The organism is Pseudonocardia humida, assembly GCF_023898865.1.
Classification (GTDB): domain Bacteria; phylum Actinomycetota; class Actinomycetes; order Mycobacteriales; family Pseudonocardiaceae; genus Pseudonocardia; species Pseudonocardia humida.
Genome location: NZ_JAGSOV010000060.1, coordinates 51,394 through 64,675, shown reverse-complemented (window position 1 = coordinate 64,675; position 13,282 = coordinate 51,394). Strand labels below are relative to the sequence as shown.

At 71.3% G+C, this 13,282-nt stretch carries 12 protein-coding genes and 1 tRNA gene; 9 read left to right on the top strand and 4 right to left on the bottom strand.

All coding sequences use genetic code 11. The features are described from left to right. Nucleotides 1-136: 136 nt before the first annotated feature. The 3 genes from KDL28_RS28195 to KDL28_RS28185 form a co-directional block, all read right to left on the bottom strand. Nucleotides 137-853, bottom strand: a complete 717-nt coding sequence (locus tag KDL28_RS28195) for an SIR2 family NAD-dependent protein deacylase (protein WP_252443379.1) — start codon at nucleotides 851-853, stop codon at nucleotides 137-139. 66 nt (nucleotides 854-919) lie between these two features. Then, on the bottom strand, nucleotides 920-1,936 hold the full coding sequence (locus KDL28_RS28190; protein ID WP_252443377.1) for a Y-family DNA polymerase: 1,017 nt from the start codon (nucleotides 1,934-1,936) through the stop codon (nucleotides 920-922). Continuing rightward, entirely contained in the window at nucleotides 1,933-2,583 is a 651-nt protein-coding gene (locus KDL28_RS28185) for a TetR/AcrR family transcriptional regulator (protein WP_252443375.1), read from the bottom strand. The genes KDL28_RS28190 and KDL28_RS28185 overlap by 4 nt, the downstream gene beginning before the upstream one ends. Before the next feature lie 96 nt (nucleotides 2,584-2,679). Between KDL28_RS28185 and KDL28_RS28180 the strand changes: the two genes are divergently transcribed. From KDL28_RS28180 to KDL28_RS28150, 7 genes are all read left to right on the top strand, one after another. Continuing rightward, complete coding sequence (locus KDL28_RS28180) at nucleotides 2,680-3,705, top strand: SDR family oxidoreductase (RefSeq protein ID WP_252443373.1); 1,026 nt, start codon at nucleotides 2,680-2,682, stop codon at nucleotides 3,703-3,705. Nucleotides 3,706-3,726: 21 nt separating this feature from the next. Continuing rightward, nucleotides 3,727-3,802: transfer RNA gene (locus KDL28_RS28175), tRNA-Arg, on the top strand. A gap of 79 nt (nucleotides 3,803-3,881) precedes the next feature. Beyond that, the gene (locus tag KDL28_RS28170) at nucleotides 3,882-5,393 is read left to right on the top strand and encodes a site-specific integrase (RefSeq protein ID WP_252443371.1); all 1,512 of its coding nucleotides are present in this window, start codon (nucleotides 3,882-3,884) and stop codon (nucleotides 5,391-5,393) included. 349 nt (nucleotides 5,394-5,742) lie between these two features. Further along, a complete protein-coding gene (locus KDL28_RS28165) occupies nucleotides 5,743-6,531 on the top strand; it encodes a hypothetical protein (protein WP_252443369.1) in 789 nt (262 codons plus the stop codon). Nucleotide 6,532: 1 nt separating this feature from the next. Then, a complete protein-coding gene (locus KDL28_RS28160; protein ID WP_252443367.1) occupies nucleotides 6,533-7,663 on the top strand; it encodes a hypothetical protein in 1,131 nt (376 codons plus the stop codon). Beyond that, nucleotides 7,660-9,102, top strand: coding sequence for a hypothetical protein (locus KDL28_RS28155; RefSeq protein ID WP_252443365.1), 1,443 nt, complete (start codon nucleotides 7,660-7,662; stop codon nucleotides 9,100-9,102). The genes KDL28_RS28160 and KDL28_RS28155 overlap by 4 nt, the downstream gene beginning before the upstream one ends. Nucleotides 9,103-9,133: 31 nt before the next feature. Then, nucleotides 9,134-10,483 (top strand): AAA domain-containing protein, encoded by a 1,350-nt coding sequence (locus tag KDL28_RS28150; RefSeq protein WP_252443363.1) that lies wholly within the window; start codon nucleotides 9,134-9,136, stop codon nucleotides 10,481-10,483. Between the two features lie 74 nt (nucleotides 10,484-10,557). Here KDL28_RS28150 and KDL28_RS28145 read toward each other — a convergent pair whose 3' ends face one another. Beyond that, on the bottom strand, nucleotides 10,558-11,460 hold the full coding sequence (locus KDL28_RS28145; RefSeq protein ID WP_252443361.1) for a hypothetical protein: 903 nt from the start codon (nucleotides 11,458-11,460) through the stop codon (nucleotides 10,558-10,560). A 206-nt stretch (nucleotides 11,461-11,666) separates the two neighbouring features. Here KDL28_RS28145 and KDL28_RS28140 point away from each other — a divergent pair, with 206 nt between their 5' ends. Both KDL28_RS28140 and KDL28_RS28135 read left to right on the top strand, forming a co-directional pair. After that, the gene (locus tag KDL28_RS28140) at nucleotides 11,667-12,830 is read left to right on the top strand and encodes a DNA cytosine methyltransferase (RefSeq protein ID WP_252443359.1); all 1,164 of its coding nucleotides are present in this window, start codon (nucleotides 11,667-11,669) and stop codon (nucleotides 12,828-12,830) included. Between the two features lie 6 nt (nucleotides 12,831-12,836). Continuing rightward, nucleotides 12,837-13,265, top strand: a complete 429-nt coding sequence (locus tag KDL28_RS28135; RefSeq protein ID WP_252443357.1) for a very short patch repair endonuclease — start codon at nucleotides 12,837-12,839, stop codon at nucleotides 13,263-13,265. Nucleotides 13,266-13,282: the final 17 nt, after the last annotated feature.

Below are 13,282 nucleotides of genomic sequence, written 5' to 3'. Positions count from 1 at the left end.
GGGGTATCGGGGGATCCAGCTTCTCGCTGGCCGTGCCGGCGGGCAGCCCTCATACCCGGCGTACTCGGGTTGTCCGCCGGTGCGTCCAGCGTGGAGCCGGGCCGCCGAGACCCCGGGCGAACCCCCGACCGGGCCACTAGCTCAGCGCCCAGCTCACCAGCACGTCCTGGGCGTCGCCGACGACGCGGGCGTGGAAGGCCGGGTCGAGCTCGCCGTCGGGGTGCAGGTCGATGTTGACGCAGAGCGCGCCGGCCTGGCGCGCCGCGGGGGCCAGCCAGGCCGCCGGGGCCACCCGTCCCGAGGTGCCGATGGCCAGGAACAGGTCGCAGCTCGCGGCCAGCGCGTGCGCGGCCGTCAGGTTGCCGGTGTCGAGGTTCTCCCCGAACAGCACGACCGCCGGGCGGGCCGGGCCGCCGCACGACGGGCAGGCGGGCGGGTCGAGCTCGCGGGCCTGCGCGGCCGGGCCGCGCCAGCCGCAGAACGGGTCGAGGCAGCTCGCCCGGCCCGCCGAGCCGTGCAGCTCGACGACGCCCGGCGAGCCGGCCGCCTGGTGCAGCCCGTCGATGTTCTGGGTGATCACCGCGGCGCCCGCCGCGGCCAGCGCGCGGTGCGCGGGCGTGGGACCGGACCGCTCGGCCGTGTCGCGCATGCCACCCCACACCGCCCACAGGGCGTCGACGTTGCCGGGCAGCAGCTCGGCGTGCATCGCCCGCTCCACGTCGGGCGCGATCGTCCACAGCCCGTCGGGACCCCGGAACGTGCCCAACCCCGCCGCCACGCTGATCCCGGCCCCGGTCAACGCGCACACGCGGAGGTATCGCCCGCGCGGCGCGACCTCCGCCAACTCCGCCACGTCACCCATCACCCCCCGCCCCCCCCGCCCCCCCGCCTCCACGTCGGTGGGGGTCGGGGTGAGCGCTCACAATCGACGACAACCTCGTTCTCGACGGGACAGGCGCGCGGCCGTGAGCCGCAGGCCACGCGCGTCGACGGGAGCCGGCAGCAGGGACAGGGCGGCCGCGACGATCGCGTCGACGGCCGCCGTGGGTTCTGGCAGCACCACTACCCCGACCCGGGCGCCACGGGTGTCGGCCAGCTCCAGGCGCCGGCAGGCCAGCCCCTCGGCGGTCAGCCGCTCGGCCACCGTGGCGGCCAACCGCCGCAGTTCCGCCGCGTGCCGCGCGGGAGGCACCGGCACGCGCTGGGCGCTGACGCTGCGCCGCGGTCCCGGCACCCGCACGGTGGCGTCGTCGGTGCCGGTGACGACGGCGTGCAAGCGCCGCCCCATCGCCGTGCCGACCATGGCGCAGAGCTCGTCGGGCGAGTAGCGGGCCAGGTCGGCGACGGTCGTGACGTCGTGGGGCCGCAGGCGGTCGAGGGTGCGCGCCCCGACCCCCCACAGCCGATCGACCCGCAGCGCCGGGCGCAGCCGCGCCTCGGTGGCCGGATCGACGACGCGCAGCCCGTCGGGCTTGGCCGCCCGGCTCGCCAGCTTTGCGATCAGCTTCGTCCGGCCCACGCCCACGCTGACCGGCAGGCCGAGCTCGTCGCGCACGCGCGCCCGCAGCGCCGTCCCGAGGTCGGCGGCGTCGGACCAGGCCAGGCCGGGGACGTCGAGGAACGCCTCCTCCATCGAGCCCGGCTCCACCGTGGCCGCGACCTCGCCGAGCAGCGCGAACAGCTCGCGGCTCACCCGCTCGTAGACCTGCGGGCGGGGCCGGACGGTGACCAGCTGCGGGCAGTCCAGCAGCGCCATGCGGGTGGGCACTCCGGCGCGCACGCCGAGCAGGCGGGCCGGGTAGCTCGCGCACATCACCACGACGTCGGCCACGGCCATCGGCAGCCCGCGCAGGGACGGGTCGTCGCGCAGCTCGACGGAGGCGAAGAAGGCGTCGGCGTCGACGTGCAGCAGGGGTGGTCCGCCCGGGACGGTCACGGCCCGAGCCGCACACCGGCCCGCGCCGCCCCGGCCAGCACGGTCGCGACCCCCTGGGCGATCTGCGTGACCAGCGCCTCCGTCGACCCGGCCAGTGGCGTCGCGCGCCCGTCGAGCGGGCCGTCGACCCACAGCGACGCCAGCCCGTGCGCGAGCGCCCAGAGCGCGGTGACCAGCGCGCCGGGGTCGCCTGCGGGCACGTCACCGGCGAGCTGGCAGTCGGCGACGACGTCGCAGAGGACCTGGAAGGAGCGTTCCGCGGCCTGCTTCGCGGCGGCGTCCTTGTCCGGGCGGGCCAGCTCCGGGCGGAACATGAGGTGGAAGTAGGCGGGCTGCTCGTGGGCGAACCGCACGTAGGCCTCGGTCATGGCGGTCAGGGCCGCGGCCGGCGACGCCGCTGCGGCGCGGGCCCCGACCAGCCGCTCCTCCAGCATCCCGAAACCCTCCCCCGCGATGGCCGTCAGCAGGGCGGCGCGGTCCGGGAAGTGGTGGTAGGGCGCGCCCGGGCTGACGCCGGCCTCGCGGGCGACCCGCCGCAGGCTGACCGCCCCGATCCCCTCGGCGCGGATCAGCTCCAGGCTGGCCCGCACCAGGGTCTCCCGCAGGGACCCGTGGTGGTAGCTGGCGCGCGTGCGACTGTCGGACACCCCGCGAGCGTAGGTTCCGCCGGCTTGACCGGTCATCCCCGAACGTCTATACAATGATTAGATTCTGAGCACTGATCAGATGCTGGAGGGCCCGCCATGACCGACTCCCGACCCGAGCTCGTCCTGGTCACCGGGGCGACCGGCTTCATCGCCGGGCACTGCATCGCCGAGCTGATCGCGCACGGGTACGCCGTGCGCGGCACCGTCCGCAGCCTCAGCTCCGCGAAGGCCGAGCACCTGCACCGCCTCGGCGGCTCGCTGGAACTGGTCGAGGCCCGCCTCGACGCCGACGACGGCTGGGCCGCGGCCGCGGCCGGCTGCACGGCCGTGCTGCACGTCGCCTCCCCCTTCCCACCCGAAGCGCCGAAGGACGAGGACGAGCTGATCCGCCCCGCCGTCGACGGCACCCTGCGCGTGCTGCGCGCGGCCGCCGCCGGCGGCACGGTGCGCCGGGTGGTGCTGACCTCCTCGGTCGCCGCCGTGACCGCGGGCAACACCAGCGACCCCGCCCACCCCCTCACCGAGGCCGACTGGTCCACGCCGGAGGAGGCCACCCCCTACGCCAAGAGCAAGACCCTCGCCGAACGCGCGGCGTGGCGGTTCGCGGCGGAGGACGGCGGCGTCGAACTCGTCTCGATCAACCCCGGCATGGTGCTCGGCCCCCTGCAGCACCCCGGGCTGAACACGTCGCTGGAGGCGATCCAGCGCCTGCTGTCCGGCGGCATGCCCGCCGTCCCGATGCTCGGGTTCGCCCCCGTCGACGTCCGCGACCTCGCGACCGCCCACCGGCTGGCGCTGGAGAGCCCCAAGGCCCCCGGCAACCGCTACATCTGCGCCGGCCCCCACACCTGGCTGCTCGACATGGCCCGCACCCTCGCCGCCGACCTCACCCCGCACGGCCACCGCGTCCCCACCCGACGCCTGCCGAACTGGGCGTTCCGGCTCGCTGCCCGCTTCGACCCCACCCTCCGCCTCGCCCTCGCGTTCGTCGGCCGGGAGGAGCACCTGTCGTCGGCGAAAGCGGCCGACGAACTGGGATGGACGATGCGCCCGACCGCGGAGACCGTGGTGGACACGGGACGGAGCCTCGTCGAGCACGGGCTGGCCCGGGGGCGCCGGTAGCGGCGGCTACGATGCTGACGCGCCCTCGTAGCTCAGGGGATAGAGCATCGGTTTCCTAAACCGTGCGTCGCAGGTTCGAATCCTGCCGGGGGCACCAAGGTCAGAGCCTTGATCGGCTCGGCCGCTTCTTCTTCGTGGAGCCATCCGTGGAGTGAAACCGCTGGTAGCCTGCCTGCATGCCGCCTTCGGGCTCCACGCGGCGCCAGCGCCAGCGCGGCGAGATCGAGACGCTCCCCAGCGGTTCGCTGCGGGTGCGCGTGTACGCCGGCGTCGATCCGATCTCCGGCAAGCGCCACCACCTGACCGAGGTCATCCCGGCCGGCAAGGACGCGGCCAAGCTCGCCGAGAAGGCCCGGACCCGCATGCAGGCCGAGGTCGACGAGCGGCGCAACCCGCGGACGAGGGCCACCGTCGCGCAGCTGATGGAGCGCTACCTCGACGTCCTGCAGATCGAGGACACCACCCGCGCCGGCTACGAGCGCCTCGTCCGCCTGCACATCGGCCCGCTGCTCGGGCGCCTGGCCGTCGGCCGGATCGACGGCGAGACACTGGACTCCTTCTACCGCGAGCTGCGCCGCTGCCGGACGCACTGCGGCGGCCGCCCAGTCGACGAGCACCACACCGACGGCGAGCACACCTGTGACAAGCGCTGCGGGCCGCACCGCTGCCGCCCGCTCAGCACCTCCTCGGTCCGGCAGACGCACAATCTCCTCAACGGCGCGTTCACGCGGGCCGTGCGGTGGCGGTGGGTGGGCAGCAACCCCGTCCGGCAGGCCGAACCGCCGGCGCTCCCGAAGGCTGACCCGCAGCCCCCGACGCCGGCACAGGCCGCGCGGATCGTCACGACCGCGCTCACCGACCCAGACTGGGGCATGCTCGTCTGGCTGGCCATGACGACCGGCGCTCGCCGCGGCGAGCTGTGCGCGCTGCGCTGGCGCGACGTCGACTTCGCCCAGTGCGTCGTCCGGATCGGGTCGAGCCTCGGCCAGCTCGGCTCGCGGGTGTGGGAGAAGGACACCAAGACCCACCAGCGCCGGCGGATCGTGCTGGACGCCCAGACCCTCGCGCTCCTACGGTCCTACCTCCACCGCCGAGCTGAGCTGGCGACCGCGCTCGGCACCGAGCTGGCGGCTGACGGCTTCGTGTTCTCCAGCTCGCTCGACGGCTCAACCCCGGTCCGGCCCGACACCGTGACTCAGCGGTACCGGCGGATGTGCGCGCGGCTCGGCTGGGACATGCACATTCACCAGCTGCGCCACTTCTCTGCGACCGAGCTGATCGCGGCCGGGGTGGACGTACGGACTGTCGCCGGCCGCCTGGGGCACAGCGGCGGTGGAACCACCACCCTCCGGGTGTACGCAGCATGGGTCGCGGAGGCGGACCAACGGGCCGCCGAGACGCTCGCCGCGCGGCTACCCGACATCCTCCAGACGACCGAGCCGGCTGCCGCTCTCCCGGCCGGCAGTGGGTCAAGTTCGCACGATCCTCCGCCCCATGAGCTGATCGCCACTGACCTGCGCGGAGCGATCCGGTGCGGAGCGCTCACCTCCGGTGACCAGCTGCCGACGTGCAAGGAACTCGGCACCCGGTACGGGGTTGCCATCAGCACAGCACAGCGTGCCGTCGCGACGCTGCGCGACGAGGGCCGCGTCCGGGTCGCGCGGGGACGGCGCGCCACAGTCGCTTAGCGGATCTTCTGCTGATGGCCGGTGAAGTCGACGTTGGTGGTGATCGGGCGGCGCCGTCTGGGCATTGCGGTCGGTGCGCTTGGCGGCCAGCCGCTCGCGCGGTTGCCTGCGCACCGGCGCTTGGTCCACATAGCGGCGCCGAGCTCGTCCTTGGCGCGTTCGCGGGACGACGCAGGCGTTGACGGGGTTGACCAGCCACAGTTCGCGGGGCGGCCGACCGCGCAGCGGTCGATCGGATGTCGATCCGGGCGTCTTCGACGGTCGATGATCGCCTTGCACTGGCCCGGGAGCGACCGAGGTTCCTCGCGAGTCTGGACAATATCTGGAACTCACCGGTACTGTCTGGGGTATGACGGAAGTGTCAGGGCTGCTTGAGCAGATCACGACGGCGCAGGCCGCGGCCCAGACGGCGTTGGAGAGCGGCGACGTCGACGCCTGGATGGAGGTGACGCGACGGCTGCGGCGCCTTGAGCGGGAACGGGACCGTGCGTGGGAACGCGCGGCGGCGAAGACCGGAGCCGTGGCGCCGCTGCCGCCTCGGAGCAGCCGCGACCAGGCACGAGCGGTGCTGACCGAGCTTGGAGTACCGGCCTCCTTGAACCAGATCGGCGCCTGGCACTACGCGCAGTACGGGGAGGAGGTGCCGTACAAGGCGCTGTCGTCTCTGCGCCACGACGAGCGCTCGTCGTACCGACGCACGCCCGGAGGCCGGCCGTGGTACGTCGTACCGGCGCTCGCGGCTGACACGCTCGCGCCCGTGCGCGGACTGCTCGCGCTAAGCGACTGGCCCCCGACTGACCGCGTCGTCGGGCCCTTGACGCACCGCACAGCGCACCTGCGGATCACAATCGTGGCCGCCGATGCAGTGCTCGCCCACGGCCAGGAGGTGCCGGTCGCGCTCGATCGCCTCCTGTGGAGATTCGCGGCCTCGCTGCCAGGGGCCCACCGAGATCATCTCGACCCGCAGACGGCTCGCGACTCGGCGCAGGCCGAGCTCGAACAGATCGAGCCCACCGACCGCAAGGAGCGGGAGCAGGCGGCTGGGCGGCTGGATCAGCTTGTTGGCGAGCAGGCGTTGTTCGGCGCGCAGCTGAAGGTTATCGATGGCGGGAAGTCGCGGGCCGGGAGGCGAGGCTGAGATGACAGCCGTCGACGGCATCGACGCGCGGCTGGCCGCGCTGCGCGGGTCGCTGAAGACCAAGCGGCCGAACGCACGCAGCGTCGCCGCGAGCCTGGATTCCCCCGGCTGCCGCCGACGCGCCGTGCTTGACGCGGCCCAGGTCGACAAGGGCCAGCTTGCCCGGCTGCTGGGACACCCGTTCCGGGATGAGCAGAGTCCATTCGCACTCCGCCGCGGGAACCTGTTCGAGGACATCGTGACCCGTGACGGGTGCGCGCACCTGCTGGCGCAGCTGCGGGAGCGGCTCGGCCTTGAGGTTCCGCACGCCCGGTTCAAGGACCTGTCGATCAGCACGGCTGCAACCTCGGGCGAGAAGGAGATGCGCCTGCGGGCAGCGGAGACGCGGGCGGCGCTCCGACGGCTCGCGGACGGCGACGACAGTGCCTACAACGTGCTCCGACACGCCGTCACGACGTTGCGGATCGGCGACAGCACCGTGTTCCTCGAGCAGGATGCCCTCGCGTTCCTCGTTGGCGGGAAGCTGCACGTCGTCGAGATCAAGGGCTTCCCCGTGATCGCCGGCGTCCCGGTCGACCAGGCGCACCTAGAGCAGGCTGCCCGGCAGACGGCGGTGTACGTACTGAGCCTGGTAGAAACCCTCACGGACATCGGGCTGCCGGCGGAACTGGTGAGCACCGATGTGCTGCTGGTCTGCGCGAAGAACTACGGGCTCACTCCAACCAGCGCCATCCTCGACGTCAGGCGGGAGATCCGGTCGCTGGCGCGCCAGCTCTCCCGGCGTACGCGTATCAAGGATCTTCTCGACGAGCTCGACCCGACGCTCACGTTCCCGGCTGGCATGACCGCGGAGGACGCGGAGGAGTCGCTCGAGGCGCTGCCGAACGAGTATCTGCCGTCGTGCCTTAGCGGATGCGAACTCGCGTACTACTGCCGGTTGCGCGCAGTCGCGGCTGGCGCTGCTGGCGCGCTGGGCATCGGCACCCGCAACGCGCTTGGCGGCCTCGACGACGTCCCGGCCGCTGCCGCCGCGGCGGCTACAGGCATCCCACCGCGCCCGGAGGACGTAGACGTCGTGGCGGCACTTGCCGCCGGGCGCCGTGCCTTCCTCGCCGCGGGGGGTGCAGCGTGAGCGGCAACCTCGACACCTATCTGCACGTGACGGCGGCCGCAACCGGCAACGCGATGCCACGCGCGGCCCGCTGCCACCTGCGCCTGTTACGCCAGCCAATGGCCGTCGCGATCTACAAGCTCGCTGGCGATGCCGCCAGCCCGCTCGCCGTGATGTACGGCAATGACCCGGCTGCGCCGAAGCTGCTCGTGGCGCCGGAGCCGCGCAGCCGCGAGATCCGGTTCAAGCTGCTCAACGAGTTCATGCTGGACATGCTTACGTGGGCGCGCTCGGCGCCGGAGGGGGAAGCGCCGCAGTTGCTCGTCGCCAACCCGGCGACGGCGAAGTTCCTCGGCGTGCTTGGGCGCAGCTTGCGCCACCCGCCGACGGGCAGCGCTGTCCCGCCCGCAACCGTGCTCGGCGCGCGGCACCTCGCGTGGCTCACGGAACGTGCCGAGCATCCCGGCAGCGCCGTAGTCGTTCCCCTCACCGGTGCTCTTGCACAGCACTGGCGGACCGGACAGAGCGATATCGAGGACACCCAACTGCCGGCGACGCTCGCCTGGATCGACCCGCCTGCAGCTTGGTCCGGCCGGGACGCCGCCGTGGCCGCCGAGGCCGAGCGCCGCAGCACACCCGCCGGTCCGACCAGCGACCCGGGCTGGGACGAGGAGCTGGCGCGGCTGGTAGGCGACTTCAACGACGCCCGAGGACGCAGCGTCGACCCAGACGTCGTCGCCTCGCTTGCCGGCCCCATCGTCGACCTCTGCCAGGAGGCACTTGCACTGACGTGGCAGGACCTGTGGCACGGCAGGGCGCTGCTGCTGCGGCTGCCCACCGCAACGGGAGCCGCCGCTCGGTTCGCAGAGGACGCGGCGAAGTGGTCTGACTGGCGGACCTACGGGGAAGCTCCGGACGCGCGCATCGCGAACGTCGACAGCGCGCGCAGGGCGACGTGGATGCTCGATGAGCGCGAGCGCGCGCAGAGCGCGTTGGAGGCGCAGCAGGTGCTGGACGATCCGCTGCGATTTGCCGCGCTTGAGGCGGACGGGAAGGCGTTGCGAGGAACTGTCCGAGCCGCCGATTACGCGCGCCGGCTGGTGCCCCCCGGCGGCCAAAGGAATGTGATACGGCCGCTACTGACGATCGACCTTCCGGCGACACCGCCGGTGCGACCCGGCAGCGACGTATGGAGCGTGGATGACCCCCGCGTCCGCGGGTGCGTCATCGCGAGGCGGGAGGACCCACCCCAGGTTGACGTTGAGCTACGCGGAGGGCTTCGGCCGCGCACCGGACCCCCGGCGTTGCTACCGGGGGTGGGTGAGACAGCGCGGCTGATGTGCCTGTCGCCCGAGCCGCAGCAGCCGACGCCGCTTCACGAACTCAGGGACGCGTGGACGCACCAGATCCCGCAGCCGCCCGCCGCGAACCCGGCGATCGACACCGACGCGCCCGCGTGACATCAACTCCTGATCGCTAAAGGACGCCTTCATGCCCGACCCGAACGCCGCCGCCGCCGCGCGCGCCGCAGCCGAGGCGGTGCTCGCCGCGCTCCGCTCCGCCGACTGGGGCCGCGCCCTCGTCGTCGACAGTCCGCCAGGCGCGGGCAAGAGCACCCTCGTCGTCAGCGCCTCTCGAGCGCTCGTCCGTGACCTCGGGGCAGGCACCGTCCCGGTCGTCGTCCAGACGAACAACCAGGCCGACGACCTCGTGCACCGCCTCGGTGCCGCCGGGCTGAGCGTCGGGCGGCTGGTGAGCAGCAGCCATGAGGTCCCACCCGCGGTACTGGCGTCCGGGCAGGTCGTGACCAGCGGCCGGTGGCGCGACCTGGCCCACTGCGAGGTCATCGTTAGCACCGCGAAGAAGTGGGCTTGGTGCAACGACCGGCGTGCCGCACCTGCACCACATTTCCCACTTGGGATCATCGACGAGGCGTACCAAATGCGCTCCGACGCCCTGTACGCGGTGGCGAACCTGTTCGACCGAGCGCTTGCGGTCGGCGACCCCGGCCAGCTCGACCCGTTCACCACCGTCGATGACAGCAGGTGGGCCGGACAGGCACTCGGGCCACTCGCGACCGCCGCCGGCGTGCTGCTACAGAGCCACCCGCACGAGCCGTTGCGCCTCCCCGTGAGCTGGCGGCTGCCCCACTCGGCCGCGCCGGTGGTATCCAACGCCTTCTACGACCGCCCGTTCAACGCTGGCACGCTGCCCAACGAGCGGACGCTGAACCTGGATCGGGTCGACGTGGGCAGACCCTCCGACCGCGTCCTTGACATGGCGGCGGCGTCCGGCTGGGGGTATTGGGAGCTGCCTTCGAGATACACCGGCCGTATCGACGCCGAGATCGTCGACGCGCTCGTCGATCTCGCAATCCGGCTCTTCCAGCGGAACCCGCAGACAGCCTGCGAAGAAGCCCCATCGGGGCGCCGCCTCACCGGCGATCGAGTCGCAGTCGCAACCGCACATCGAGACCAGGCCGAGGCCGTGCGCGTCGCGATGCGCGACGCTGCCACGCGGGACCAACCCGAGCTCGCCCAGGTCGTCGTCGACACTGCGAACCGCCTCCAGGGGCGGGAGTACGACGTCATGCTCGCTTGGCACCCCCTCGCCGGTCGTCGGGACGCGACCGAATTTCATCTTGAGAGCGGACGGCTCTGCGTGATGATCTCGCGGCATCGGCATGCATGCGTCGTGGTCGGTCGCGCCGGCACGGCCGAGCTGCTCGACGCCCACCCGCTCGCGGCGCCGGTATACCTCGATCTGCCGGCGAAGCTCCCTGACGGGTGGGAGGCGAACCAGACGGTGCTGGCCCACCTACTGCTCCACCGCCCTGCCTGAAGCGCCACACTAGTTCCCGAGCGAACGTAGAGCCGCATGCGACAACGGGCAGTTCTCTCACCCAATCCTTGAGGCTAAGCGAGGCCCGGGAAAGTCACGTCGTAGAGGTGGGCGGCACGTCGAATCATCGCCTCGTAGCTGAAGCTGCTGCCTGGGGGTGGCGCGGGGGGAGAGGTGACGAGCTTGACTTCTCTTCCGTCATTTGTCATATCGATCAGCATGATGCCGAGTGCATCGAAACCTTGCTGAGGACTACCCGGACCGGCTCGGCGCCGTACTTCCTTGAGCATCGCGACGGTTCGTTCGGTTGCGTGTGGCTGCACGTGGCGATTCACGACCGGCGGATTATCTACAGTGATGAGTTGTGCATTTCTACCTGGGCTCCAGAATTGATCTGCGGTATTGACCATCACGAAGCCGATAGAGAGCGCGTTTGGCGTGTCCCCATGGACGGTCCCGTGGCTCGATGTAAGCTCGTCGTGCAGTCGTGGAAGCGCTTTGATGTGCTCGGTCATGCACGCCTTCGCCTCCAGCGCGGCAAGGACAGTCGCTCCGGGGATGCCGACTGGCGCTGGCGGCAGATTGAGATCGGCAAGGACCTGACGATCCTGTATGGAAAGTTGAATGTCGTAGCGTTTGGCAAGATCGTTTAGATCGAAAGCGAGGGGCTTCGACTTGCCTATGGTCGGCGCTGCCCCGGCTGGGTCCTTGCCGGGTGCTCGGGCGATGACGAGATCGAGGTCCTTCTTCTTGCCGGTCTCGAAGTCGTTGAGCTGGCGATTGATGCCGAAGGTCACGACGCCTGCGGCGATGTGATCACGCAGGAGCTTGCTCTCGGCCAGGAGATCGAAGGCGATCGCCCAGCAGGCGACCTTGGAGTGGTGATCAGATCGTGACCGGTACTGCCAGCGGTTGCCTGCAGGGTCGGGCCTCGTCGTCAACGAGAGGGTTCGCGTGATGATCTCGGGCCCGCGCACCCCCTGAGGTTGCCAGCCCCTCCGCTGCAGGTCGTGGGCGGGTCACTGCTTACACGTCGCTGCGAAGCTCGCTGGCCATCTACCTCCTCGGACGTCTCTCTCGACGCTCCTAACTCCGGCAGCGAAGTCTCGCGCTGACCTCGCGACTGAGTCGCGGCGCCGTGTCTGCGGCTGATGCGTCGTACCTGCCCGCTACCGTGGGGATCGTGGACGCCACCTTCACAGTCGCTGGTCTGTTCGCGGGGATCGGCGGCCTGGAGCTCGGCCTCCAACGAGCCGGCGGACATACCGAGCTCCTCTGCGAGTGCTGGGCTCCGGCCCAGCTCGTACTTGCCGAGCAGTGGCCAGAGACCGAGCTCCACTCCGATGTGCGGACCCTCGCCGCTCTGCCCTCGGTGGACGTCGTCACCGCCGGTTTCCCATGCCAGGACCTGTCCCAGGCCGGCCGAACGGCCGGCATCACAGGAGCGAACTCCAGCCTGGTGAGCCACGTGTTCCGGCTTCTCAAGCAGGCTCAACCGCGCTGGCTCGTGCTCGAGAACGTGCGCAACATGCTGGTCCTCGACAAGGGCCGCGCCATGCGCTACCTGATCGATGAGCTGGAAGGCCTGGGGTATCGCTGGGCCTACCGGCTCGTCGACTCGCGCAGCAGCGGCGTCCCCCAGCGTCGACAGCGCGTGCTGCTGGTCGCATCCCGCACCGAAGACCCTCGCTCGGTCCTCATGGCCGACGAGGCCGGTGAGCTCAACCCTGCCACTTTCGCCGACACAGCCCATGGCTTCTACTGGACCGAAGGCCTAACCGGCGTTGGGTGGGCAAAAGACGCGCTGCCGACCCTGAAGGGTGGCAGCTCGGTCGGCATCCCCAGCCCTCCAGCGGCCTGGGTCCCCTCCCTCCCGGTGGGCCGCCAGATCATCACCCCCATCATCGAGGACGCCGAGGCGCTGCAGGGTTTCCCTCGTGGTTGGACAGCCCCCGCGCAGGTCGACGGCAAGCGGAACGGCCCGCGCTGGAAGCTGGTCGGTAACGCGGTGACGGTGGGCGTCTCAGCGTGGCTGGGTCGTCGACTCAGCGAGCCGGGTGAGCCGATCACCACAGGGACACCATTCGACAAGAGCCGTTGGCCCACCGCGGCGTGGGGAGGAGCCGGTAGAGCCTGGGCATCACCGTTGTCCATGTGGCCGGTCCAGGAGCCCTACTCGCATCTCGTCGACGTCCTCGATCTTGAGCAGGCAGTGCCGCTGAGTCACCGCGCCACAGCGGGGTTTGTGTCCCGGGCGGAGCGCAGCACGCTTCGCTTCGACGCAGACTTTCTGGTGGCGCTCAAGGACCACCTGCGGATTAAAGCGGCCGAGCTCGGTGCGGCCTGACCTCGCATGACCGGGGCGCGGGTACCACCGCGCGATCGGGCCACGTCACGGCGACTTGGACAGCAACGGCGCAGCGGAACACGGCCGGAACTCGAACTGAGACAAGCGCTGTGGAAGCTCGGCCTCCGCTATCGGGTCGACGCCCCGCTCGCCCTACCCAAGGTTCGCCGCCGCGCGGACGTGCTATTTCTCGGCGCCCGCATAGCGGTCTTCGTCGACGGATGCTTCTGGCACGCTTGCCCTCAACACGGAACGCGACCGAAGTCGAACGCAGAGTGGTGGACGGACAAGCTCGACCGCAACGTGCAGCGCGATCGAGATACTGATCGACTACTGCGAGAGGCAGGATGGGTGTCGGTTCGCGTCTGGGAGCACGAGGACATGGGCTGTGCCGCGACGGTAATCGCAGCCAAGGTACGGGAGCGCCGACCCTGATTCTCACGCCGGCTGCA

Coding starts and splice junctions, on each gene's coding strand:
- KDL28_RS28180 (WP_252443373.1), top strand. CDS start 2,680: ATGACCGACTCCCGACCCGAGCTCGTCCTGGTCACCGGGGCGACCGGC.
- KDL28_RS28170 (WP_252443371.1), top strand. CDS start 3,882: ATGCCGCCTTCGGGCTCCACGCGGCGCCAGCGCCAGCGCGGCGAGATC.
- KDL28_RS28165 (WP_252443369.1), top strand. CDS start 5,743: ATGACGGAAGTGTCAGGGCTGCTTGAGCAGATCACGACGGCGCAGGCC.
- KDL28_RS28160 (WP_252443367.1), top strand. CDS start 6,533: ATGACAGCCGTCGACGGCATCGACGCGCGGCTGGCCGCGCTGCGCGGG.
- KDL28_RS28150 (WP_252443363.1), top strand. CDS start 9,134: ATGCCCGACCCGAACGCCGCCGCCGCCGCGCGCGCCGCAGCCGAGGCG.
- KDL28_RS28135 (WP_252443357.1), top strand. CDS start 12,837: ATGACCGGGGCGCGGGTACCACCGCGCGATCGGGCCACGTCACGGCGA.